A 21,238-nucleotide genomic window follows, 5' to 3' on the forward strand; every position below is an offset into this window, starting at 1 on the left:
TTATACACCGCACATGCCTTCGCATTCGTTGCCGAACAGGTCCGTTTGATAGGTTTTTAGCATGGCTTCAAAATCTATGGTGTCTAGCGGTTGGCATGATCGGTGCAAAAATGGTTTACCTCTAAAACCAGATACATGCGACATAGCAATCTGAAACTTTTTTTCAAACGCGACGGCACTATAAAACGATTCGGGTTCGTCATTTTTTAAACGCAGCCATTCAGCAGGCGAGTGATACGGGCAAAACGAACAACTTGAGCGCGGCGGTGCCGGATAGCCTTTTTCTTGCATCCATTGTAGGCATTGATACCGAGTAAACCGTTTTTCAATCAAGGGCCATCGGTTTGTTATCCATTTGTCGCGGCTTGGCTTCATGCGCTGCACTTCATCCAGGCTAATACCTAGCCATTGCTCGACACCTTGCTGTTTTCCACCTAATTCACGAAGTTTTTTTCGGATAGGATAGATTTTAAAATCGCTGGTGCATTGGCGCATCATGATGCCGAATTCTCCGGTATCTTCATCAAGAATGAAGGCTGGAGGAGCATGTTTATGATATTGATTGCCGTTCTTTGAGGTTTTTATAATTAACGCCTGCTCAGCGAGATTACCTCTGGTAATTCGGTAAACAGGATATGGTAATTGCTTTTCAAGCCAATCAAGCCAGGAATAAACGCTTTCAGGCTCTGCTTGTACATCGGCGAATATCGCGCAATCCGGCATTTCAAGTTCGCCATGCGCAGCCATCAGCGCTAATGTCGATGATTGGACGCCCGCGCCCAGCGATAAAACTCTTAATGGTTTTTTATCCATGACTGCTTTCCAATACTTCAAGCGATAAGCTGATGAATTCAGCCGCGAGGTGCGGATGGATGGCGTTGCCGTAGCCGCGCAGGCGCATTACGCGCGCTTCCGCCGTTTGGTCGGCATCGATCGGTGCGCCTGGATCGCCGCTATACACCATGCCTTTTGGTAACCCATCAACCAACGGGAATGTGCCGGATTCAACTGGCCGCCACTTATCGTCCCGGCAGTAGATCCAGTCAGCAGATAGCCAGTCTGGGTTATGCGCATCGGCATCATCTCCACTTCGGTCGGAAGTACAGCAACACTCTTGAAATGCTCTGAGCGCGATTTCATGGCAGCCGTCAGTGTTTGCCAACATGCAAAATGCACAACTTGGTTGCAGAGCTGCTCGCCTTTTGCTTTGCCGCCGCGCTCTGCATACGGTTTTAAATTGGCTGTGCGGTAATCTCTGGCTGCCGGAGTCGCCCAGCTGCTCAGAGCGACAGTTTTCCGGCTGTAATCGTTGTTTCCTGCTGGATTGTTGCCGTTCTGTGCCGGCGTTCCCGCCATTGGCGTGGGCCATGCAGCAAATTGAACTGTTTGTTTCAAGGCTAATCCACCCTGCCTGTTCGGCGGTATTTTGTCCCCGTTCGCATCGTTCGCTCTGGTCGTCGGCCATGACGCCATATTCGCCGCTGCGACTAACCCCGGACAGCTGCCCCGTTTTGCATCCGGCGGACGTGCGCCCGCTGTCGAATCCGATTGCGTCGCGGTGGGCCAACCAATATAGGCGTTGTCTTTGGTGGTACGAGCCGACGCTGTGTGCACCAATATTTGCGGCCCCAACGCCATAGCCGAGTATTTCCAGCGTTGCCCGTACACCCGAGAGCCAAACTTCGCCATCCGCTCCGGCAACTTGCTCGCCAAAGACGATTGCAGGGCGGCACTCTTGGATGAGCCGATGAAATTCAGGCCAAAGGTGTCTTTCGTCAGCGTGCCATTGGCGCCCGCAATCACAGCAGGCAAATACGCCGGTTCGGTAAGGATGCGGAAGTAGGCTTGCGCTTTGGCATTCAGGACAGGCTTTCTTTTTGCCGGCGACGGAGAAGGGCGGGCAGGGACAGCTGCCGGTCCAGATCGGGTAATCGTCAGGCAATCCGGCAATGCGCAAGGCAAGCGACCAGCCTCCGATGCCTGCGAACAGGTGAATTTGGGTGAATCCGTTAAGGTCTGAAGGTTGGACTTCGGTAATGCTGCGTTCATCGACTTCTCCGGGGGCGATAGCGCCGTTTTTTATCAGTTGCCGAAGCCAGGCGGCGGCTTTGGGGTCGTTTTCGTTGTAATAGGCTGTCATTTAACCGCTCCGGTCATGTCCCTATACGCCGCTTGACGTACTGCTTCCAGTTGCCGGGCGGTCGGTTTTGGGCAGTAGTTGAGTCGTTTTACGATCAGGCCGATAAAGTGCTCAAGATGCGGACTACGGTGCTGCGGCCAATATTGGCGCAGCCAGCCTTTGTCGCTTAGTGGTTGATGGCACATGACTTACCGCCTTGTTTTCTTGCTGTGACGTTTCCATTGCATCCACAATGCATCGAATACTCTGTCGCCGTTTTCTATGAACTCATGCGGTTCGCGGCATAATTCCGCACGGCAGCGGATAACGACCAGGGCAGCGCTATAACGCTTTTCATCCAGACAGCAAAGGTCGGTGATGTCGCAATTGTAGGCATTGAGCAGCACCATTGCGCAGGGCTTAGAGCCGCCGCAATCTTTTACGGCGATTTCCAATAGGCTAGCTACTGCGTCGGCGTAGTTTTCTGTGGTTAGGCTGGGAAGCAGGTGGGTGGCAGTCATGATTGCACCACCTTGGCCGCCGCATCGGCAATCCAGTTTGAGCGATTAAAGGCGCTGATAATGTCGATAATCAGTATTCGGGCTTCATACAGCGCTGTAATATCGTAGCTATGATGGTACGCGGTGATTAGCGTAATCATGGTGCGCTGTTCATCACCCAATTGGTTTGCCTCAAAAAATGTGAGCGGGTCAATAACTAAGGGTAGACATTGGGTTAATGACCCTGCGCCGAGATAGCCTTTGTTGTATTGGTCGATCAATAAATCGAGTTCGTGTTTGATCTTTTGTAGATCCTGATTCCCTTTGCCGCCCGGTTTGTTAAATCGGCAAATACGTTTGATGATGCAGCCGGCTAAAAAACTGAGGTTATTTTGATGGATATATTCAACCGGCTGAATAGTCATGTTTTTGTAGTGGTCTCCGCCGATTTGTATGTTTAAAGGGTTAGTAATCATTGTTTTTCTCCTCAATTGCTTTTAACCCAGCCTCCATGTAGCGGTTGCAGTCTGCGACTGTGAGCTGTACGGTGGCGTTCAGTTGTTGTTTTAGTTCTGCGATGTTGCCGTCGGTTTTTAGCAGTTTAGCCAGCGCCGGATTGGCGGTTTTTATGCCTATCCAAATGGTCCGGCGCTGGTTTTCGGTCATGGCGGACAGGTTTAGCATTCGCTCATGTTTACCGACGTTGACGAACGGCGGAATAATCCGTTTGTCGTAGTCGCTCATGGTTAATGCGTAGGAATTGGGTTGGTATGGCCCATTCCGGTCGCTAAAAACAGCCCGCTAGGAATCCGCGTTAATTTGCCTCTGCGTCCTTCGCCGATAACGACGGCGACATGATCAGCTGTGCATTGTTCCGTATCGATGGCCCATTTTTCGGCACCCGATTCATGACGCTGCACCATTATGATGACGATGTTTTTGATGTGGTCGTAGGTGAAAAAACCGTCTTCCAACGGCGATAATCCGAGTGTGGTGATGTCGATGAATCGGCTACGCTGTTTTGGAAGGTAGACGCGACCTTCGTTTTCGATACGGGTTTCTATTGCCATCATCAGTTGGGCCATTTTTGCGATGACGGGATTGGCTATTGATGTTGTTTTCATTGGGGATCTCTCAGTTGCGGTGTTGTAATCGCACCAGCCTAACGACCGGGGCGCGGGGTGTTTTTGGGCGGCGCATGCCGTGTTGCGGCATTAGGTTGCTGCACATGATCAGCAGCAGGATGATTCTGAGCGCTGGATTGATGGCGCTGTGGTTTAAGGCGATTTCCACTAGGCCCAGTTCTCTGGCGATCAGGACTATTTCGCTGGAGCCGCGGGCGTTTAGTTTTGCGGCGATGTTTTCGACGTGCTTGCCGATGGTACGCGGTGAGCGAAACAGGCGCACGGCGATTTCCGTGGTGTACAGGCCTTCGCACATATAGCGAAGCACTTCGGATTCTTTAGGGGATAGCGGCCCGCTGTCGATGATTCTGGCGCTGATTCTCGTCATTTTAGGTGTTCCGACGTATTTTTTTGGGTAGTCCTGGCGGCGATAATGCAAAAAAATCCCCCTTTTCAGGGGGGTGCTAATCAGCAGCGAGGAGGTTGAACGAATTTATTGTTGTGAATTTTGACGTCGTACATTGCTTCAAGCCCCGCATTAAGGACGTTACGGTATAGGGTGGCAGGGGCTAGATTGAGTTCTTTGGCTTTTTCATCTAGAAACGTTTTTACTTCTAGGCTATGACGAATATTCATCACTTTTTTAGCCGATGTATTTAATGATGTAGGCATGATAATCCTTGTATAATCACGAAAACTTTTGCTATAAAAAAAACTTATGAACACGATAACGCACAAAAAAGGGAGTGTAAACAAAAAAATACCCGAAATAGAGCGTTTTAAGCAGGTGCTAAAAGTTCTTGGTATTAAAACTATTGATATTTCTAAGGAATCTGGGATTTCTGTGCGCACAATAAATAACTATATTTGGAGAAATACACCCTTAGGAGGGCAGTTATTGCGGTATTTAAATGAAAAATACAAAGTATCGATCGATTGGGTGGTGAGTGGACAGGGTTTTATGTTGCTGAACGGTGTTACGGAACCGGTTCAGGTTTATGCGGTCGCCCCGGATGAAGGCAAGGAGGCTAAGCGGGTCATGACATTTTTCGATGAGTTTTTGCGCGAGGCGTCATCTGATGAGCAGGTGTGGCTGGATATGCAATTGAAATTGCATATCCCTCAATATGTTAGGTTTTTGGATCGGTATCGTGAACGCTGAGTACGTTTTTAGGCTATTTGATGATGTAGATGAGGATTACCGGATGCTGGTAATCGATGCGGCGGCGGTCGGCTGTTATCTGGTTAAGCAGGGGCATGAAGCGGCGGGTAGGAAGTTGTTGCATACGGCGATCAAGTCTGCCGGATTGGATTCGTCGTTAGTGCAATCGCTGCTGGCTGACGTTGAAAAAAGTTTGGCGGCGCTGGCAATGCATGCCGAAATCAGGGCGCTGATAAATAAAAAATCTGTTTAGGCCTTCGGAAAAGCGTTACATCCGCAACACGATATTTTTAGTTTCTTTTATTCGTTTTTATTTCAATGGCTTGCGCCTGTTTTTAACGTTGTTACAAACCGCAACATTTCCGCAACATGGCGTTACACAGGATTTGCTTATATACGCTGAACGCGTCTATTAGCGTGGTCTGTGGCGTTTTTTGTGTACCGCAACAAAGTGCAACAAAACCGCTACAAGAAAGCGTGACAATGTAACGGTAATGTTGCACTAATGTTGCGGTAAAAGTGTCTTTAAAAAGCATATGTATCTATATGATTATATTAAATAATATGGTTAAGAATAATTTTTTGTCACGTTTGTTGCGCTTTTCCGACGGCCTTTCCAAAAAAAAATTCAGGTCGCCAACGCGTGTGCGTGCGCGCGTGTGAGGTGTAGTTAAGTGTCTGTTAAGCAAGGGAAAGACGGTAAATGGTCGGTTCAGGTCGATCGGAAGGGAATTCCCAGGGTTAGAAAGTCGTTTGATGTCAAGTCAGATGCCGAAATGTTCGAGCGCGAGTATTTGGCGAAGCACTTGGCCAAGCACCAGCATCAGTCTACTGATCTGCGCACGCTAAAAGAGATTGTCGGGCTTTGGTATAAGTACCACGGTATTAATCTATCTGACGGTGAGCGCCGGCTGCGGGCGTTAAATGATCTGGCATCCGCCTTAGGTAATCCGCAGGCATGTAGGTTGACTGCCGAGCAGTTTGTCGAGCATCGTTTTAACCGTATTCAGGCGGGAATTAATGAGAAAACGATGAATAATCATCACGGCTATTTGTCGGCCGTGTTTAATAAGCTGCGTAAGCTGAAGGTTATTGATTATGAAAATCCGCTCGACGAGGTTGATTTCATCAAGATCCAGGAGCGGCAGCTGTCGTATCTGTCGGTTGATCAGATTAATTTGCTGCTGGAGGCGATTAAGACCGGTTGTGATAATCAATCGACGTGGTATGTGGCTCAGTTGTGTCTGCGTACCGGCGCACGCTGGGGTGAGGCAGAGCAGCTACGGTTTAAGCAGTTGCACAATGGCAGGGTGACTTATGAGTTTACGAAATCGAAGCGGACTCGGACGATTCCGTTGGATGATGGGTTTTATCGTGATCTTATCCGATTTGCCGGATATAAAAACCCGGATGACCGGGTGTTCACTAATTGTATAGGGGCGTTTCGTCGGGCTGTCACCAGGTCTGATATTGATCTGCAAAAAGGGCAGAACACGCATATCCTGCGGCATTCGTTCGCTAGTCACTTTGTTATGAATGGTGGGAATATTCTTTCACTGCAGAAGATTTTGGGGCATGCCGATATAACAATGACTATGCGCTATGCGCATTTGGCGCCGGATCATTTGATGGATGCTATCAAACTGAATCCGGTTGCTCAGCTCAGTTCTATATCTTTGAATTGAACCTAAGTCACGATTTATGCACTGGCGGCAAAGTGGCGGTAATTACCGCCATAAATCGCCAATAACCGCCATATGAAAAGCTACCACGTTTTGTAAGTTATTGTATTTGAATGTTTAAGTTTTTTATGTTGAGATGGTCCGCGTTTTCAATTCCCGCCGCCTCCACCATATAAACTACTGAATTTTAACGGAAACATAAGCTTATAATTCAGGTAGTGGCGACAAATTGGCGGTTAACCTTTGCGTGAATCGCCATTTCTTTTCAAAAAATGTAATTTCAAGTCAGCGAATAAAAACAGCTCTACGTCTAGATATTCAGCAGCCTAAGCTATAAACACGACTTCAAAACTTATTTCAGTGTGAAATTTTTTCGCAAAAACCGCGCGGGCGAGGAGGAGTGATTTTTGGGCGGTGGATGGGCTTGCTTGGGATGTGTTGTGTTGTGTTGTGTAGTGGCGGGTGGCGGTGCTGTGGGGCCGGGCTTGCGCCCGGCTTGTGGTGTTAGTGTAGGGTTGCTGCTAGTTGTTGGATCAGGGGGTTGAGTAGGCAGTAGATCTGGGTGGCCGTGATGGTCTCTTGATCTACTGCGGTGCTGATGCCTTGGGCTGCACCGTTTAATGCTTCGATGAGTTGTTTTTGTTCTTCTGTCATCGTCCGCTCCTTAGGGTATCTTAGCTTGTGGGCTGTCGAACAGATCAACTTGATCCTGGTTCAACGCTATCCACGCAGTTGGCGGTATGGGCTGGTCGATGATGTTGCACAGTCGGCGCAGTTGGTCGTGTAGTAGCTTGCTCCTGAACGCATTCTGAGTATTGACGATTTGTAAGGATATGCTGTCAATCTGTTTTGATATGCTGATCTGATCTTTGATATCGATGGTGCCGAAGAAGCCGGTTTTGCGGATCTCGGGCAGGACTGTTTCACAAACCCAGTTAGCGAAGTCTTTGGCCTTGGGTTTGTTAGAGCGAAAGATCAGGTGATAAAGACCCGCTTCGTTGATGAAATAGGCGTCTCTTTCGCCTTTTATGGTGATGAGATTTATCACCATAAACCAGTTTTCCGGCATGTTTTCGAGGGTCATGCTTGACCATGCAATATCAAGGGCTGCGCAAACGTCTTTAGCACAGAACCAGACCTCGCTGTGTTCATCGGTGGCGGTGCGGATGTCCCGTTCTGAGAACTGGAACGGGTTGGCCAAGGTTTTTAATTTATGATCCATGTTACGCCTCCCGAGTCAAAGCAGGCGGTAACAGCAAGGCGCGGGTAACACGGATAGCGCGTTGGTAGCGGATTTGGAACAGACGGACTGGGATTTGGTGGCGTTTAGGCGCATTGGCGACTAGCCATGTTAAAAGCTTATTCATGGTTTGGTACTCCTCTGTGATTAAAGAGACCTCCACTTGATGTTGCATATTGGGTGGAGGACTGACACAGGATGCAACTACCGCCACAGAGAGCGGCCCGCCCGAAGGCGGCCTGTGCCAGCCCACCATAATGATGATGTTACCGAAATGGTTTTCGGGAACATAAAAACGATAGGCAAAAAAATAGCGCATACGATGCGCTGGCATCTCTGTATTTAAGCGGGGTTGCATGCCCGACTCTCGTTTTTTGCGAGAGCATGATTAAGATAGTAGTTAATTTTTTATTTGTCAAATGAGGATGATTTATGAAGATGGTATTCAAGCGGTCTGCTGCTGTTGTTTTGTTGCTTTTTATGGCGAGTGTCGCCCATGCCGAACAACTGAACGATAAGAACATTAACCAGTTTTTACTCAAATACGCCAACGATTACGCTACCCATTCCATGCGATTGGTCAGAGGATTTAGAAAATATAAAGATCAAGGCGATTATCAAGGGTTTGTTGCATTTAAAAACACAGTATGGCTGCCTGAATTTGAGCGCGATCGGAAGGCATATGACGCTATTCTTGAGGATAATAGAAAATATCTATTCGATAACGGTATGACGTTTATTTTTAGCAATCTTGTGGGCTTAGGCATATATGCCAACAACTTCTTTTTTGATCTTCGGCGTGGCGATAAAAATATCAGGAAAGCAACAGTTGAAAAAATGCAAACCGATATGAATCAATTGGAAACGTTATTCAAAGAAAAAAGTCTGGAATTTAAGCCTTTAGTGCGGGATTAATGAGGGGCAGCCATGAGCAAAAACAACAACACCCACATCGACCAAAAACGCCTGATAGACCGGGGCATAGACGAACTGATCGGCATTTGTAAAGGCATCCTGTTTGATGGCGTAACCTGTTACCCAGAGGCCGTCAACCTGATGACCTGGTTAAACAACAATCCATTAGTCGCCCAACAATTACCGTCGCCGCTGTCCGGCAACAAATTAAGCGCCGACGATGAAGATCAATTCCTGTCGCTATTGCCGAAAATAACCGGATCAGCCGACGTTATGAAACCCAAGCAGCCTGCTGCCGCTTTGCAACCCGGCGCCAGAGGTTGTTTTTGATGGATGCATTCCACACATGGGCGCAAGATTGAAGCGGCTGTTGAGCTGAGGGAGCGCGGGACCGGCATTGCCATTATCTCAGAGGTGCATTTATGGATTATTTGAATTGTATTGACAAAACAAAAACAACCCATTATACTGGACACCTACTTTAAACAACCGGACAACAACATGAACAAAGCAGCCGCCGAAGCCTTTATGAACCAACAGGGTGTCAAAAAAGGCACATCAAAGCACGGTTTCACCGGATATGTGAATGAGCAAGAAACACTGGTCGGTATTCAGTGCGCCGATGCGCTAAAGCATGTTTTAGGGACCTTTTTTAATACCTGGGATGAAGAAAACGCATCGCCTGAAGAGATCACATACATCGACAGTATTTGTGATTTGTTAAAAACACCGGTTAAACCGATCGTCATTAACTGACTCGATGTCTGGTTATATTGGCAATAAAAACGCAGAAAAGGCTGATGAGCATAAAGCATCAGCCTATATACAAATCCGCTGCACCGAAAGCGAAAAAAAAGCCTGGCAGGAAAAAGCAGCGAGCAAAGGATTGAGTTTATCCGCGCTGATCAGGAAACTCTTTAACCAAGCGTGTAAGGAATAGGCAGTTGCGCCTGAAAATTAAATATAGATTAAGCCCGCGCTCTGCTTGAGCGTTGGGTTAGACGCGTTTTTTATTGGGGAGAAAATTATGGAACACAAAAGAGTTTTTACCGGATCGAGCGAAACCGAGGGAGAATTAAGAATATTCATTAATGCTGCCGAATCCTTGGATAGCGGAGTGCCAAGAGAGCTATTCAAGAATGATTATTATTGGAAGGTTATGACGGTTGGACGGAACGGCCCGAAAGACCGCTATCCAGGATCACAGGCGCTTGACGATACCGGCGGATTTTTCGACGAGCGTGAAGGGCTTGTTTACCTGACTGATAAGGCGAAGAGCTGCATAAGTGTATAACTAAGAGTTATGGATTATGATTGAATTTAATATAAATAATTACTGTTTTGTGCAGCTAACAGATGCCGGCAGGAAAGAGCTAAAAAGGCAGCATGACGAGCTGAATAAGCACTTTAACAACTCCCTTGGCGAATACAAACCAGTCGAAGAAGATGAGGATGGCTGGAGCAAATGGCAAATGCACTCTGTAATGAATCAGTTTGGTCATATGCTAATTAATGGCGGCGATTTACCTTTTTACACAAAGATAAAGATCGATGCATAACGCCACGGTAAGGCGACCGCCGCTAAAGGACGCCAAGAAAAACGAAGAACTTTGAAAAACACAAACCGGCGAACCGCGCTTAGGGCGGCGGGTCGCCTTGACCGTATCGTTATGCTGGAGACAAAAATGAAAGACAATCATTGCAAATGCGGTGGAGAAATAAGCACAGTTTACTCAAGAAGGAAAGGTAATCCGCTTCCATTTTGCTCTGTATGCGGATTTCTTGTTGTCCGCCAGTTTCTTAAAAAACCTGCACCCGCCACGCTTCCGTGGTGGAAAAGACTGTTTGGCGTAGCTGCATAACACAAGTTATACGACATTTGTCGCATAACTCATCAATCGCCGATAAAAACGACATATCGGCGATTGATAATCAACTACTTCGCCAACCTACCCACCGCCCCGTCAAACTCATCCATTCCCATCTCACACCCCACAAAGACCCGCCCCAAATCCCGGCAGGCAATCGCCGTTGAGCCGCTGCCGACAAACGTATCCAGAACCACATCACCCGGCCTGGAACTGGCCTCGATAATATGCCGCATCAGATCCAGCGGTTTTTCGCAGGGATGTTTGCCAGGATACCATTGCACCGGCTTAAAGTCCCAGACATTGGTGTAGTGGACGTGTTTAGTCACCGCAAAATGGCGGCGCTGCAGCTTGATAGCGTTGTATTCCGCTTTCAGTTTGTCGTAGGGCTTTAACACGCTGCCGAACAGTTTATCCATAGTTTGATAATGCGGGCGACCGGGAAAGGTAAATTGCGATCGATCGAACCAATGACCTGACATTTGGCAGCCGCAGGCCTGGTCTATTTGCTTTCTTGAGATACCTGCGCCGGTTCTGGCATCGTCCAAATAAGCGCGGATCGGCTCAAACGAGAACGGCGTTTTCTTGCGGCTTTCGGCAAATAGAATATGCTCGGTCTGTGGAAAGTAGCGGCGTAACGATTCCTTGTTGCAGCCGTTATGCCTGCCGGTCGGTTTGCGCCAGATCAAGTGGTTCAACAGATCAAAGCGTCGGCTGACGGCAACGTCAACCTGTGTGGCAAGATGGGGTCCGGCAAACAGGTACAACGAACCGGCCGGTTTTAACACCCGGTGATATTCAACCAGGACACTATCCAGCCAGGCGAAAAAGTCGGCTTTGCTTTGCCATTGATTGTCCCACGCTTCGCCTTTCACTTTGTAATAAGGCGGATCGGTGGCGATCAGGTCGACGCTGTTGTCGGGTAGTTGCGCCAACAGGGTTAAGCAGTCGGTGTTATGTACGGTGATGCCGTTGTTTTGGTAGGTTCTCACGAGTTGTCCTCTTGCAATGACACTCGTGGTGTTCAAGTTTGGGGCTCTCGGCCCTCAAGAAATTAATTGTGCGGCAGCGCGGGCATTTAATCTGCAATGTTTGATAAATGCCGTCGCCCAGTTTTTTGCCGCAGGCTCCGCAGCGGATTTCGTCCATAGCTATTATGCCGGCGGCGTGGTTTCGGTAATCCCGTCCAGCCGTGTCTTGACCGCCCCGGTATCCATTCCAACCTGCGAAACCTGAGCCCCTTGGCTGCAAGCGCCGACCGACGGATGGGTATGGCTGGCCAGGATGTTGCACAGGTTAATAATCAACTGCATCTGCGCGGACAGCAGCATCAGCACGTTTTCATTACTCGACCCCACCCAGCTCTTAGGCGCAATCGATCGAAACTTAACCTTGCTGACCGCATTCAAATCGCCCAGCGCCGACAAATCAAAGCGCTGGCCGCTGGTCAGCTGCATGCCCATGCTTGCCAGAATCTTTTTAATGCCACCGACGGTTTCGGTGTCGCCCGCGTCCACGGTCTTGTCGCTTTTGCCGTAATTGGCGCTGCGCTCGGTTGCGGTACTGGTCTTTTTCAGGCTGGTATCGGACATCGTGCCGTCAGTCACCCGGGAATGGTTGCCGTTTTTGTCGATGGACTGGTAACTGCCGGAGGAATGTTGCAGGCGCATCTCCCCGCGCTCGACGGGAAACTGGCTGCGTCCGTGCGGCAGGACGCAACGGATAAACGGCTTATTGGGCGACCCGTAGGCAAAGCCAATCTCCACCCAAGCGCCGTTCTCAGGAAACGCCGCCATGCCCATTTCATGCCCGGATACCGGCATCGGCAAATGCAGATCCTTCAGCACCGGAAACGCCGCATCCGGTTCCCCGTACTCATCCAACACCTGCACGTCCACCGCGTAAACCGGCCTAAACTCGTCGCATACCTCGCCGCCTTTAGGCGTTTCGCGCGCGGCGACCACCTCGGCAAAGCGGGGCAGGTGATAGCCCCCGGCCAGCTCCGGGAAGGCCGATTGAATCATGCGTTTTATGGCCTTTTCCATGTCACCCCCATTTGGTTGTCGCTAAAATCCACTTTAGTGACGATATTGCCGTTCAGCTTTACGCCAGGCCTTAACGCCGGAATCGCCACCAGCTTGGCGCTGTTGTTGGATAAGTGCTCGGTAAACATGCCCCCTTCCAGCTCGATCGGCAAATCCGCCCACCGGGAATCCTGCCAGCTGCCGGCGTAAATCACACCGTGGCCTTGTTGTTGCCAAAAATAGTTAGCAATGCCAAACACCCGGCCCATCGACTGCATGGCCTGATAGCCGTTGCCCAGGTTATAGAAATTCGCCACCTTTTTGCGACTGTAAGCACCGTCGCCGACGCTAAAGGTCAACCCCGTTTTGCTGTGAATATCGGCAATCACTTCCTGCATCGTCACATGGCGCAAATCCAGCCGCAACGGCGCATACAGCACCGCCGACAGCTCCCGGCAAAACAGCTTCTGCCGCTTGTCCAGCGTATTGACCGACTCGACAAACCCTAAAAACAGCCGTTGCATAGTGTCGCGCTTGGCATAGCCCAGCGTAAACGAGACCACCTGCTTGGCAGCGACCGGCTTGTCGCCGGCATCGATCAAAAACTGCGCCCGCCCGGGCGAGTCCAGATCCAGCAGCACCCGGTCTTCAATGACGCGGTATGGCGTGTTATTGATGTTGAGTTGCCGGTCCAGTTTCATCAGCCACCCAAAAACGAGTCCAGGCCTTTCAGCTTTTGCTCAAACGGCGTCAGCTCAACCGCCTGCTCGGTCACCGCCGCCGGGGCCGCCGCACCTGGCGCTTGCCCGTTAACCGCCGTGCCTTTCGGCGCCTGTTCCGTGACTTTCTTTTCCGCTTTCCTGGCCTCTTTCTTTTCCGGCACCGAATGATGCTCGGACAGCGTAAAACTAATGTTCCAGTCATCGGTCGTTTCGTTTTCCTTAACTGACAGTGTTTCGTCAAAAAAGCCCTGGCGCATGTTCATGGCGTTGGCGGTGTGGTTGATGATGTGGTAAGTCACCCGTTCCCCGGATGCGTCCTTGGCTTCCGCCAGATTGACCAACAGACTCAAATCGTCGGCATCGACAAACTTGATCGAGGTCTGCACCTTAATGGTTTTGCCCTTGTCGCCTTTATCGGCCTTGGCCGTCGAGTTGCTGTTGCCGGACATATCCTCACTGGCGAGGGTTAAATCGATAGACACTTTCTGGTTATGGCCGGGTATTTTGGTATTGTTTAAAAAAAGACTCACGCAATCATCTCCTTCAGCAAGGCCAACTCGCTCGGCGTACCGGTAAACAGCATAATCGCCGTCAGCGTGTATTTGTGATCAGGCGTGTTTTGCATCAGCGCATTGGCAATATCGCTCTCGGCATAAAAGCGCCAGCCGGCCCCGCCGAACAGATTGGCCTTTGCTGCATCCAGCGCCGCGTCAACGGCCGCCGCAGCAGCGGTCTTTTGCGTTTGGTAGGCATCCAGATTAGCCAGCGGGCCGGATTGCTCGAACGTCGCCGCTTCCGTTTGCGCCTGTTGCAAAATCGCGGCTTTGCGCAAATCGGCCACAGTGCCGAGCCCGGACAGGTCCATCGTCTGTTGCGCAATTGCGCCTGGCGCTGTCGGCAGATTGAATTTATCGGTTTCCAGATTAACCAACGCCGCCGCCTTGCGCCCCAGCGCCGCAAACTCGCGCAGCGGAAACACCGCGTTTAACGTGTCGATGTCATTGGCAAAATCGGTCAGGTTGCCCGCCGCAACGGCAATGCCCAGCGCCGCCTGCTCGGAGACGATGGTTTTTGAAAGTGCTTGGGCGGCATTGGGGAAACTCAGGTAACGGTAATGCCCGGAACCCTCGCCGACGCCATGCAGCCACGGATGCACAATGCGCTTTTGCAGGCCGCCGCCGGATTGACTGTCAATCGCGGCGGCATTCCCCAACGGCGGGTTAATAGTGAGCGGCGTCCAAGTCATTACCAGACGATTGCGTCTAAATCGGCCTGAGTGGGCGACGGTAGCGCCGCAACGGCGTCAATCTCAGCCAGTTTCAGTTCGTAATTGTCGAACTGTGCCGAGATATGCGCCTCAAAATCTGCGGCCAGCGCCAACAGCTGAGCATGCGTATGCAGCCTACGCGCTTTAATATTATCGACATCGGTGCAGGTGAACTTGCCCCCGCTGCCCAGCGTGATCAAGTTGTTTAGAAAATTCCTGTTTTCCGCTTGCGTTCCGTAAATATGGGGGGCTCCAAGCGCGGCACTTGTTAAGCCGCTCCCCACCGCAGCATCCCGTGCGTTCTTTATTTCAGCTATTTTCGCCATTATTTGATCGGCGAACGGAAATCGAATCTCATCCGCCTCAACGTTTGAGATTGGAATTAGATCTGATGGAATAAACGCATCATCTGACCCGTCAGCAGCATACGCCCATACTCGAAGCTCAGCATCTTTAAAAAATTTCATTATTCAATCCTCAATAGAGTTCAACCCATTTAAGTAAGGAAGCGGTACCTGTATTCACACCAGCCTGATATGTGTGGAACGCCGGTACTGTCGCGCAAACGAAACACGCCTGGTCACTCGCTGCGTAACTGCCGCTACCAAGAATATCTGCGCTTACTCCAGAGAATGGATCAGTGATAGTTATAGCTGCGTGAGCTTGTATTGACGTAGTCAACATAATTGATATTGTTTTTGGCGAATACGAGTTGTTCGTGTAAATCGTATTCAGAGCCCGCTCAGCTGTTTTGTCTCTATTTGTTTGACCGACGCCAATCGCTAATGTTAATCCTCCGACATTCCAGTTCGCCCCATCATTACCGGCGACGAAACAGGATTCGCCCAATGCCAATATCAGCGTATTCCCGGCCCCTCGTGGCGATATAAGCGTTTCAGTTTCCCACCCTTTGAGCGTAACCGGCTGACCGGAAATATTGCAAAGCCATAATCCGGGGGACATCGTTGCATCCAATGTGCTGGACAATCCAGGTAACGTATATATTTGATTGGGCGTGTTTCCGCCCAAATTTATGAACCCTCCCAGATGCGTTACCGATAGTTCGGCAGAGGCATCTAAATAATAATACCCGGAAAAGTTCCCAAGCACCTTTTTAATGAACTCAGTGCTTGCAATAGATCCACCATTATTAAATAGCGACGGAGTCGGTGCCGTTGGATTGCCGGTAAACGCCGGACTTTCAAGCGGCGCTTTTAGCGCCGTTACAACGTTAATGGCCTGCCGTACTCGTTGTGCAGTCCAGTTCCTGATTGTTGTCGCGACACCCGCTTCCGCCTCGGGCTGCGGCACGATATTATCCGCACTGACGCGCATATCCGCGACACTGCCATCGGCAGCAATATCGGCGATTTTGGTGACATAATGATGAAAGCCCAGGTTGTCTGTGTAATCGGTATGCGCCGCCGCATCAATAACAAACGCCACAACCGCCGATACGCTAGAAATATCGCCTTGTAGAGACACATCCAGCCAGATCGACTTGGGCGGCCCGGCTACCGTGAGCGGCTGCACAATAGCGCCGGCAATACGCACGCCGCCGACATAACCGACGCCGGGCTGCACATTATAGGTTGTCGTCGCTCCATCGCGGACGACCTTCCAGCCATCGCCAAAAAAACCTTGATGACCGTAAATATCGTAATTGCTCAGCCGTTCGCGCTCGTCAATCCCCCATAGCCGGGCATTGAAATCGATTTGCCAAGTTTCCGCCGGCACGGCAATGGCCGTGGTCGCTTGAATACCGGAAAAGGCGATCAAAAAGTTTCTGGTTAAATTGTTGCCCGGTATCGCGCCCGTGGTTTTGCGTTTCTGGATCAGCGGCGTGTAGGTGCAGGCAATCAGCACGCCGTCAGCGTCTTTTAAGCCGACCCAATTAAAATCGAAATCACCGATGGACGAATCCATGACTAGCGAATACACCACTTGGTTACCATTGACATAGCCGAACGAAGTGACCGGCAATGTTGACATGATGTTTCCCGCCGCCGGCATCGCCTCGACGCGGTTGACGGGTTCCGCCCCCAGTCCGGCAATATTCGCCAGCACAAAATGGGTAATGTCCAGTATTTGCGAAGCGCCTTGCTTGACCGCAATTTGGGTTTCACCCGCAACAGTTATAAATGCCATGTTCTCTCCTTATAGTTTAGCGATTGCCAGATCCCAGCTGTTGCCGGTCGATCGGTTGTCAATAGTGACATCTGCCAGCCACGGCGATTCCGCGTGCAGAGCCGCATCAAACCACCAGACATGACCGGTATCCCGAGTCTCGGCGGTGACGCTAATCGGCGTGATGATTTGCAGCTGATAGCGCCGGCAGGTACGTCCGTATTTTTCGATAATTTTTTGCAACAGCTCCATGTTAGCGGACAACTGCGAATCGCTGAGCCGCAGCAGCACCACGTCCCAGTCCACCGGATCGACGCGCTCGTCGATCTCCAGATAGCCGATGCCCAGGCGTTCAAAAATGCGGATAAACCCGATTTTGCTGCCGGCGTCTTCGGCATTCACATACGCAAAGGCAACGCGTTTTCGGTACAGGTCCAACGGCTCGTCCTTAAAGCGCTGAATGTCGCGCTGATAGGCCAGCAGGTTTAATACACCTTCCGAGCAGGTCAGCGCGTCGAACTGGGTCAGCGGCCATTTAAGCCAGGTTTCGATTTGTGCCCAGTACGCCGTCGCCGCATCACGCAGCTTGACCAGCTCAACACCTTCCAGCCAAAACGGCAGTTTGATCGGTTCCATTACTCGGTCACCGCCATATTGATGATCAATGAGGACAAGGTCGGCACATTCAACGCCGACACGATGTCGTCCAGATTAAAGTTCACGCTGTGAATGTCAGAAAACTGCTTGTGTAGCTCCTGCCCCAACTTGGAAAAACTGAACCGGCTGTGCGGATAGGTCAGGGTCGGGGCATAGGCTTTGTTCTCTCTGAATGCCGCCCGAATAAAGACATCAGCATCGGCCTTCAACTGGGTAATCTGCTCTTCCGTTAAAAAATCCTTATGCCAAACATTGACAATCAAAGCATGGTCGGTTTCCGGCATCGCGTAGACCTGCAAGTCATCACCGTGGCCGTGATGGCCCTGGTCGGTAATGTAGGCGTTGATGTCGGACAGGTACTGAACCGCCGGCGCATTGAAATCGAACAGTACATAGGCATTGGCGGTGCCGGGGCCGCGCGGCGCATTATGCTCGAACCAGATCGCATCGATCGCCACGCCCGAAAACTGGCTGATCAGCGCCCGGTACACGCTGTCGGTATGAAAGTCTGAGGCGGTGCCGAACTGGTTGCGCACCCGGTCGCGCAAATCGTTATCAGTTTCGGTTTCTGTGCCTGGCACAGTCAGCCAGCCATCGGCATTGGTTACGCTGGTAATGCCGGCAATCGGCTCTTTTAAAATGCTGTAATAGCCGACCGCCAGATTATAGGCGTCGCCGACCGCCGCCGCCGTGCAGTCGACTTTAACGGTTGCCTGTCCCGGCACAAACGCAGTGGCCGTGTCGGTGATCATCTCGTACACAAAGCCGTTGATCGAGGCGGTCTGGATCACCGTTCCGGCTGGTATCGTGTAAGCAGCGTTAACATCGGCCCGGGTAAAAGTAATCAGCCCTTTGGCCTTGCCTGCCGCTTTGCGGGCAAGGTTGACGGCCCAGGCCAACAGCTCCAGCCAGATTCCGGTCGCCGATTTAACGAACGAATTGGGCAGTACGGTTTCCGCCATGAATTTAATCAGCCACAGCACCGGCACGGTAATTAATGCGGTCACCACCCGCCAGAACGGCGAATAGGCGTTATCGTTGCTGATGGTGCTGCCCTGCGCCGCCACTTCCGCAGACCAAGCCGTTTCCAGCTCAGTTTGCGTGGTCGGGATGCCGTTGTCGCTTAAAATTTGGGTGTAATCAACGTCGCTCATGCGCTAACCTGTAGACCGATTTTTCCGAACTTGACCGTATCGGCGGTAATGAAAAACAATTCCGTGTCCTGCCGGACAATCTTGATCGTACCCGGCACCAGACGCAGGTCATCATCTATCTTGAGGGACAACTGTTGCAGCAATAGCGTCACTTTGGCGTTGTCGCGCTCGCCGATGCAGGCCGACAGCAGGCCGCAGTCGCGGATTAAATGTTTGGTATCCTGAATGATGCTGTCGCGGTCACCGAGCAGCCCGGGTTCATTGCCGGGTCCCAGCGTCAGGTCGTTGTCAGTGATACGAATATCGATGTAGTCCATATTTACCCCGCCGCCATCGCTATTTCATCGGCCAGGCGTTGGCCTGTTACCGGTTGTCCGTAGTTGTTGACCGTAATGCCGCCGACGCTGACTGATTTGCTGTTGTCGGCGTTGTTGATCTGGCTCATGATGCCGCCTTTGGGCACGTTGGCCGTTTGGCTTTGCGTTAATGCCGCAGGCGCCGCGACCGGTTTCGGCGGCGTAAAGCCGTCCATCAAAAGGCCGGGCGCGGGTTGTTGCGTCCATTTGGGCTGTGCCGCCATCGCCGACAAAGACGGTGAGGCGGTTTGCGGGGCGTTAATCGCTGAGTGTGCGTAAAGCTTATCCAGAGCGGCCGGTTGAGCCGCAGGCGCAGCAGCCATGTTGATTTTGGCACCGGTAATAGACTGTATGCCGCGCATCAGGCTATCGGCAGCACTGCTGATTCCGGCAAACGGATTCAGCGTGGACAGCCAGATCTTGAATTCAGACCACCAGTTTTTGATGACGTCAAAATCAGCAACAATCAGGCCGACGCCGGTACCGACTAAAGCAAACGGGTTTAATGTGCCGATCCAGCCGGTAAACCAAGTCCACCATTGAGTAATAGTGTCAAAATTCGCAACAATCAGGCCGATTCCGGCCCCGACCAGTGCGAACGGATTCAATGTGCCGATCCAGCCGGTAAACCAAGTCCACCATTGAGTAATAGTGTCAAAATTCGCAACAATCAGGCCGATACCAGTCCCGACCAAAGCAAATGGGTTTAATGTGCCGATCCAGATCGTAAAACTGTTCCACCATTGCGGAATGCGCTCGAAGAAAGCAACGACTGAATCCACCCAGGCGAACACCCCGGTCGATTCCAGCCACGCGCTTGACCAGTCGACGACCGCTTGCGTCCAGGTATCCCAATAGATAATAGCGGCGGCGATCACGCCGATGAGTGCGCCGATGCCCAGCACTATCCAGGTGATAGGATTCGCCAACAGCGCCGCCGAAAAGCTCCAGACGGCCGGGATGACATTAAATAACCCGCCTTTCAGCAACCACAGCGCGCCTTTAAAGACCGCAGCACCGGCTCCCCAGCCAACCAACAAAAATTGACTGATGCCCACAGCAACAGACAGCGCCGACAGCGCGGCAATAATGCCGATCACGGCAAAAACCGCGTAACCTATGTAACGAGTGATATTGGGAAACAGATCCATCCAGCGCATCAGCTTTTCGCTAATTCCGCTGATGCCGTTAAATACCGGATTCAGTACCGGTAGCATCCTTTGCCCCAACATAATCGTCAGCGCATTACCCGAGCTTTTGGCCTGCTCCCACGGCATCGTCATCGCCTTAGCCATGTCGATAGCGCCCTGCAATCCGGTTTGTTCGCCGACTTTGGCAATGCTGCCGCTCAGGCCGTCGATATTGGTCGACAGCAGTTTGACCAGCGCCACGCCCTCATCAGAGCCGAACGCCTTTTGCAGTAAATCGGATTTGGCAACGGTATCGATTGCCCCGTATTTGCCTTTGATGCGATCAAGTATCTCGACCATTGGCAGCATCATGCCGTGACTGTCGGTAAACTGTAAATTCAGCTCTTTTTGCGCATGCCCGACGCCTTTTAAGAACGCGCGGTATTTGGTGCCGGCTTCGCTGCCCGACATAGTCGCCTGTAGCGTACCCATTATCGCCATCTGCTCGGCCATGCCGACGCCCATCGTTTGCGCCCCGGCGCCCAGCGTAGTAAACGCTTCGGACATGCCTTGTCCGGTGGTTTTGAAAATATTGACGGCAACAGCCGTCTGCCCGGCCATCATATTGATCCAGTCGGCTTTGCCCATCGCGTCGGCGTTTTGCTGGAAAATGCCGTACATCGTGCCGACGTAATCAGTGACCGTCGCCATATCGGCCTTGGTGCCCTTGGCAAGAATCGCCGAGGCGTTGGTGAATTGCGCCAGCTCATTACCGGCCAGGCCGGAAATGGCGCTTTGAATGTCGTATGACGCGTGGACGAATTCAGCGGCAGACTCGCCGTATTGCGCGCTGAATTTCAGCGCTCTGCTGTTGAGGCCGTCAAGCACCTGCTGCCCGACGCCGAGCGATGATATTTCGCCCAGCGCCGATTGCATTTCTTTAGCCGGTTGCAGGATGCTGTCCAAAGAATAAGCCGCACCCGTCAGCCCCGCAGCCCCATAGCCGATTTTATTAAAACCGCCTTGGATCTTGGTAGTGACCCTGTCCATAGTGGACATCATGCCTTTTGCCGGGCCGGACATAGCATCCAGCAGCGACACTTTAAACAGCAGGTTATTGAGTGCAGTCATTATCCGTTAAATGCCTTTGCTATGCCGTTGGCAATCGCGGCCGTGGTGCTTTCCCAGTGC

The 21,238-nt window shown here is 51.2% G+C and carries 31 protein-coding genes; 8 read left to right on the plus strand and 23 right to left on the minus strand.

Annotation, left to right across the window (positions count from 1 at the left end; all coding sequences use genetic code 11):
- From V3O24_RS04445 to V3O24_RS04485, 9 genes are all read right to left on the minus strand, one after another.
- Positions 1–813: a hypothetical protein gene (locus V3O24_RS04445; protein WP_331306361.1), complete on the minus strand. Its 813-nt coding sequence runs from the start codon at positions 811–813 to the stop codon at positions 1–3.
- Positions 806–2,140: a hypothetical protein gene (locus tag V3O24_RS04450; protein ID WP_331306362.1), complete on the minus strand. Its 1,335-nt coding sequence runs from the start codon at positions 2,138–2,140 to the stop codon at positions 806–808. The genes V3O24_RS04445 and V3O24_RS04450 overlap by 8 nt, the downstream gene beginning before the upstream one ends.
- Positions 2,137–2,325 carry a hypothetical protein gene (locus V3O24_RS04455; protein WP_331306363.1) on the minus strand — a complete coding sequence of 63 codons (189 nt, stop codon included), beginning with the start codon at positions 2,323–2,325 and terminating at the stop codon, positions 2,137–2,139. Before V3O24_RS04455 ends, V3O24_RS04450 begins: the two co-directional genes overlap by 4 nt.
- 3 nt (positions 2,326–2,328) lie before the next feature.
- Complete coding sequence (locus tag V3O24_RS04460) at positions 2,329–2,640, minus strand: hypothetical protein (protein ID WP_331306364.1); 312 nt, start codon at positions 2,638–2,640, stop codon at positions 2,329–2,331.
- Positions 2,637–3,095 (minus strand): DUF3310 domain-containing protein, encoded by a 459-nt coding sequence (locus tag V3O24_RS04465; RefSeq protein WP_331306365.1) that lies wholly within the window; start codon positions 3,093–3,095, stop codon positions 2,637–2,639. Before V3O24_RS04465 ends, V3O24_RS04460 begins: the two co-directional genes overlap by 4 nt.
- Positions 3,085–3,363, minus strand: a complete 279-nt coding sequence (locus V3O24_RS04470; protein ID WP_331306366.1) for a hypothetical protein — start codon at positions 3,361–3,363, stop codon at positions 3,085–3,087. The genes V3O24_RS04465 and V3O24_RS04470 overlap by 11 nt, the downstream gene beginning before the upstream one ends.
- Positions 3,364–3,365: 2 nt before the next feature.
- Positions 3,366–3,743: a hypothetical protein gene (locus V3O24_RS04475; RefSeq protein WP_331306367.1), complete on the minus strand. Its 378-nt coding sequence runs from the start codon at positions 3,741–3,743 to the stop codon at positions 3,366–3,368.
- Positions 3,744–3,753: 10 nt separating this feature from the next.
- On the minus strand, positions 3,754–4,131 hold the full coding sequence (locus tag V3O24_RS04480; protein WP_331306368.1) for a LuxR C-terminal-related transcriptional regulator: 378 nt from the start codon (positions 4,129–4,131) through the stop codon (positions 3,754–3,756).
- Between the two features lie 80 nt (positions 4,132–4,211).
- Positions 4,212–4,415 (minus strand): hypothetical protein, encoded by a 204-nt coding sequence (locus V3O24_RS04485; RefSeq protein ID WP_331306369.1) that lies wholly within the window; start codon positions 4,413–4,415, stop codon positions 4,212–4,214.
- A 46-nt stretch (positions 4,416–4,461) separates the two neighbouring features.
- Here V3O24_RS04485 and V3O24_RS04490 point away from each other — a divergent pair, with 46 nt between their 5' ends.
- The 3 genes from V3O24_RS04490 (at position 4,462) to V3O24_RS04500 (ending at position 6,590) form a co-directional block, all read left to right on the plus strand.
- Entirely contained in the window at positions 4,462–4,905 is a 444-nt protein-coding gene (locus V3O24_RS04490; protein WP_331306370.1) for a helix-turn-helix transcriptional regulator, read from the plus strand.
- A complete protein-coding gene (locus V3O24_RS04495) occupies positions 4,895–5,158 on the plus strand; it encodes a hypothetical protein (protein WP_331306371.1) in 264 nt (87 codons plus the stop codon). The genes V3O24_RS04490 and V3O24_RS04495 overlap by 11 nt, the downstream gene beginning before the upstream one ends.
- A 421-nt stretch (positions 5,159–5,579) precedes the next feature.
- Positions 5,580–6,590: a tyrosine-type recombinase/integrase gene (locus V3O24_RS04500; RefSeq protein ID WP_331306372.1), complete on the plus strand. Its 1,011-nt coding sequence runs from the start codon at positions 5,580–5,582 to the stop codon at positions 6,588–6,590.
- 501 nt (positions 6,591–7,091) lie between these two features.
- On the opposite strand, the gene V3O24_RS04505 is transcribed toward V3O24_RS04500, so the two are convergent.
- From V3O24_RS04505 to V3O24_RS04515, 3 genes are read right to left on the minus strand one after another with little or no spacing between them, the layout of a single operon-like run.
- Complete coding sequence (locus V3O24_RS04505) at positions 7,092–7,241, minus strand: hypothetical protein (RefSeq protein ID WP_331306373.1); 150 nt, start codon at positions 7,239–7,241, stop codon at positions 7,092–7,094.
- A gap of 10 nt (positions 7,242–7,251) precedes the next feature.
- Positions 7,252–7,809, minus strand: coding sequence for a BRO family protein (locus tag V3O24_RS04510; RefSeq protein WP_331306374.1), 558 nt, complete (start codon positions 7,807–7,809; stop codon positions 7,252–7,254).
- Position 7,810: 1 nt separating this feature from the next.
- Complete coding sequence (locus V3O24_RS04515) at positions 7,811–7,954, minus strand: hypothetical protein (protein ID WP_331306375.1); 144 nt, start codon at positions 7,952–7,954, stop codon at positions 7,811–7,813.
- Between the two features lie 305 nt (positions 7,955–8,259).
- Here V3O24_RS04515 and V3O24_RS04520 point away from each other — a divergent pair, with 305 nt between their 5' ends.
- The 5 genes from V3O24_RS04520 to V3O24_RS04540 all read left to right on the plus strand — a co-directional run bounded on the left by V3O24_RS04520 (position 8,260) and on the right by V3O24_RS04540 (position 10,301).
- On the plus strand, positions 8,260–8,742 hold the full coding sequence (locus V3O24_RS04520; protein WP_331306376.1) for a hypothetical protein: 483 nt from the start codon (positions 8,260–8,262) through the stop codon (positions 8,740–8,742).
- A 12-nt stretch (positions 8,743–8,754) separates the two neighbouring features.
- Positions 8,755–9,072: a hypothetical protein gene (locus V3O24_RS04525; RefSeq protein WP_331306377.1), complete on the plus strand. Its 318-nt coding sequence runs from the start codon at positions 8,755–8,757 to the stop codon at positions 9,070–9,072.
- A gap of 171 nt (positions 9,073–9,243) precedes the next feature.
- On the plus strand, positions 9,244–9,498 hold the full coding sequence (locus tag V3O24_RS04530; protein WP_331306378.1) for a hypothetical protein: 255 nt from the start codon (positions 9,244–9,246) through the stop codon (positions 9,496–9,498).
- A gap of 271 nt (positions 9,499–9,769) precedes the next feature.
- On the plus strand, positions 9,770–10,036 hold the full coding sequence (locus V3O24_RS04535) for a hypothetical protein (RefSeq protein ID WP_331306379.1): 267 nt from the start codon (positions 9,770–9,772) through the stop codon (positions 10,034–10,036).
- Positions 10,037–10,052: 16 nt separating this feature from the next.
- Positions 10,053–10,301, plus strand: a complete 249-nt coding sequence (locus V3O24_RS04540; protein WP_331306380.1) for a hypothetical protein — start codon at positions 10,053–10,055, stop codon at positions 10,299–10,301.
- A 377-nt stretch (positions 10,302–10,678) separates the two neighbouring features.
- Here V3O24_RS04540 and V3O24_RS04545 read toward each other — a convergent pair whose 3' ends face one another.
- The 11 genes from V3O24_RS04545 to V3O24_RS04595 form a co-directional block, all read right to left on the minus strand.
- Positions 10,679–11,602 (minus strand): site-specific DNA-methyltransferase, encoded by a 924-nt coding sequence (locus tag V3O24_RS04545; RefSeq protein ID WP_331306381.1) that lies wholly within the window; start codon positions 11,600–11,602, stop codon positions 10,679–10,681.
- Positions 11,603–11,764: 162 nt separating this feature from the next.
- A complete protein-coding gene (locus V3O24_RS04550; RefSeq protein ID WP_331306382.1) occupies positions 11,765–12,655 on the minus strand; it encodes a hypothetical protein in 891 nt (296 codons plus the stop codon).
- Positions 12,640–13,335 carry a hypothetical protein gene (locus tag V3O24_RS04555; protein ID WP_331306383.1) on the minus strand — a complete coding sequence of 232 codons (696 nt, stop codon included), beginning with the start codon at positions 13,333–13,335 and terminating at the stop codon, positions 12,640–12,642. Before V3O24_RS04555 ends, V3O24_RS04550 begins: the two co-directional genes overlap by 16 nt.
- Positions 13,335–13,886 (minus strand): hypothetical protein, encoded by a 552-nt coding sequence (locus tag V3O24_RS04560; RefSeq protein ID WP_331306384.1) that lies wholly within the window; start codon positions 13,884–13,886, stop codon positions 13,335–13,337. The genes V3O24_RS04555 and V3O24_RS04560 overlap by 1 nt, the downstream gene beginning before the upstream one ends.
- Positions 13,883–14,602: a hypothetical protein gene (locus V3O24_RS04565; RefSeq protein ID WP_331306385.1), complete on the minus strand. Its 720-nt coding sequence runs from the start codon at positions 14,600–14,602 to the stop codon at positions 13,883–13,885. Before V3O24_RS04565 ends, V3O24_RS04560 begins: the two co-directional genes overlap by 4 nt.
- Positions 14,602–15,090: a hypothetical protein gene (locus V3O24_RS04570; RefSeq protein WP_331306386.1), complete on the minus strand. Its 489-nt coding sequence runs from the start codon at positions 15,088–15,090 to the stop codon at positions 14,602–14,604. The genes V3O24_RS04565 and V3O24_RS04570 overlap by 1 nt, the downstream gene beginning before the upstream one ends.
- Before the next feature lie 10 nt (positions 15,091–15,100).
- Entirely contained in the window at positions 15,101–16,771 is a 1,671-nt protein-coding gene (locus V3O24_RS04575; RefSeq protein WP_331306387.1) for a phage tail protein, read from the minus strand.
- 9 nt (positions 16,772–16,780) lie between these two features.
- Positions 16,781–17,386: a phage tail protein gene (locus V3O24_RS04580; RefSeq protein WP_331306388.1), complete on the minus strand. Its 606-nt coding sequence runs from the start codon at positions 17,384–17,386 to the stop codon at positions 16,781–16,783.
- Positions 17,386–18,561, minus strand: coding sequence for a baseplate J/gp47 family protein (locus tag V3O24_RS04585; protein ID WP_331306389.1), 1,176 nt, complete (start codon positions 18,559–18,561; stop codon positions 17,386–17,388). Before V3O24_RS04585 ends, V3O24_RS04580 begins: the two co-directional genes overlap by 1 nt.
- Positions 18,558–18,878, minus strand: coding sequence for a DUF2590 family protein (locus tag V3O24_RS04590; protein ID WP_331306390.1), 321 nt, complete (start codon positions 18,876–18,878; stop codon positions 18,558–18,560). The genes V3O24_RS04585 and V3O24_RS04590 overlap by 4 nt, the downstream gene beginning before the upstream one ends.
- A 2-nt stretch (positions 18,879–18,880) precedes the next feature.
- Positions 18,881–21,178 (minus strand): phage tail tape measure protein, encoded by a 2,298-nt coding sequence (locus V3O24_RS04595; protein ID WP_331306391.1) that lies wholly within the window; start codon positions 21,176–21,178, stop codon positions 18,881–18,883.
- Positions 21,179–21,238: the final 60 nt, after the last annotated feature.

It is taken from the genome of Methylobacter sp. Wu8 (assembly GCF_036440755.1).
Taxonomy (GTDB): Bacteria; Pseudomonadota; Gammaproteobacteria; order Methylococcales; family Methylomonadaceae; genus Methylobacter_A; species Methylobacter_A tundripaludum_A.

Bases quoted from the DNA above. Each gene is read 5' to 3' on its own strand.
- V3O24_RS04525 (WP_331306377.1), top strand. From the start codon at position 8,755: ATGAGCAAAAACAACAACACCCACATCGACCAAAAACGCCTGATAGAC.
- V3O24_RS04460 (WP_331306364.1), bottom strand. From the start codon at position 2,640: ATGACTGCCACCCACCTGCTTCCCAGCCTAACCACAGAAAACTACGCC.
- V3O24_RS04540 (WP_331306380.1), top strand. From the start codon at position 10,053: ATGATTGAATTTAATATAAATAATTACTGTTTTGTGCAGCTAACAGAT.
- V3O24_RS04580 (WP_331306388.1), bottom strand. From the start codon at position 17,386: ATGGAACCGATCAAACTGCCGTTTTGGCTGGAAGGTGTTGAGCTGGTC.
- V3O24_RS04520 (WP_331306376.1), top strand. From the start codon at position 8,260: ATGAAGATGGTATTCAAGCGGTCTGCTGCTGTTGTTTTGTTGCTTTTT.
- V3O24_RS04510 (WP_331306374.1), bottom strand. From the start codon at position 7,809: ATGGATCATAAATTAAAAACCTTGGCCAACCCGTTCCAGTTCTCAGAA.
- V3O24_RS04575 (WP_331306387.1), bottom strand. From the start codon at position 16,771: ATGGCATTTATAACTGTTGCGGGTGAAACCCAAATTGCGGTCAAGCAA.
- V3O24_RS04450 (WP_331306362.1), bottom strand. From the start codon at position 2,140: ATGACAGCCTATTACAACGAAAACGACCCCAAAGCCGCCGCCTGGCTT.
- V3O24_RS04515 (WP_331306375.1), bottom strand. From the start codon at position 7,954: ATGAATAAGCTTTTAACATGGCTAGTCGCCAATGCGCCTAAACGCCAC.
- V3O24_RS04530 (WP_331306378.1), top strand. From the start codon at position 9,244: ATGAACAAAGCAGCCGCCGAAGCCTTTATGAACCAACAGGGTGTCAAA.
- V3O24_RS04470 (WP_331306366.1), bottom strand. From the start codon at position 3,363: ATGAGCGACTACGACAAACGGATTATTCCGCCGTTCGTCAACGTCGGT.
- V3O24_RS04550 (WP_331306382.1), bottom strand. From the start codon at position 12,655: ATGGAAAAGGCCATAAAACGCATGATTCAATCGGCCTTCCCGGAGCTG.
- V3O24_RS04455 (WP_331306363.1), bottom strand. From the start codon at position 2,325: ATGTGCCATCAACCACTAAGCGACAAAGGCTGGCTGCGCCAATATTGG.
- V3O24_RS04505 (WP_331306373.1), bottom strand. From the start codon at position 7,241: ATGACAGAAGAACAAAAACAACTCATCGAAGCATTAAACGGTGCAGCC.
- V3O24_RS04480 (WP_331306368.1), bottom strand. From the start codon at position 4,131: ATGACGAGAATCAGCGCCAGAATCATCGACAGCGGGCCGCTATCCCCT.
- V3O24_RS04535 (WP_331306379.1), top strand. From the start codon at position 9,770: ATGGAACACAAAAGAGTTTTTACCGGATCGAGCGAAACCGAGGGAGAA.
- V3O24_RS04595 (WP_331306391.1), bottom strand. From the start codon at position 21,178: ATGACTGCACTCAATAACCTGCTGTTTAAAGTGTCGCTGCTGGATGCT.
- V3O24_RS04565 (WP_331306385.1), bottom strand. From the start codon at position 14,602: ATGACTTGGACGCCGCTCACTATTAACCCGCCGTTGGGGAATGCCGCC.
- V3O24_RS04590 (WP_331306390.1), bottom strand. From the start codon at position 18,878: ATGGACTACATCGATATTCGTATCACTGACAACGACCTGACGCTGGGA.
- V3O24_RS04485 (WP_331306369.1), bottom strand. From the start codon at position 4,415: ATGCCTACATCATTAAATACATCGGCTAAAAAAGTGATGAATATTCGT.
- V3O24_RS04475 (WP_331306367.1), bottom strand. From the start codon at position 3,743: ATGAAAACAACATCAATAGCCAATCCCGTCATCGCAAAAATGGCCCAA.
- V3O24_RS04445 (WP_331306361.1), bottom strand. From the start codon at position 813: ATGGATAAAAAACCATTAAGAGTTTTATCGCTGGGCGCGGGCGTCCAA.
- V3O24_RS04585 (WP_331306389.1), bottom strand. From the start codon at position 18,561: ATGAGCGACGTTGATTACACCCAAATTTTAAGCGACAACGGCATCCCG.
- V3O24_RS04570 (WP_331306386.1), bottom strand. From the start codon at position 15,090: ATGAAATTTTTTAAAGATGCTGAGCTTCGAGTATGGGCGTATGCTGCT.
- V3O24_RS04490 (WP_331306370.1), top strand. From the start codon at position 4,462: ATGAACACGATAACGCACAAAAAAGGGAGTGTAAACAAAAAAATACCC.
- V3O24_RS04465 (WP_331306365.1), bottom strand. From the start codon at position 3,095: ATGATTACTAACCCTTTAAACATACAAATCGGCGGAGACCACTACAAA.
- V3O24_RS04555 (WP_331306383.1), bottom strand. From the start codon at position 13,335: ATGAAACTGGACCGGCAACTCAACATCAATAACACGCCATACCGCGTC.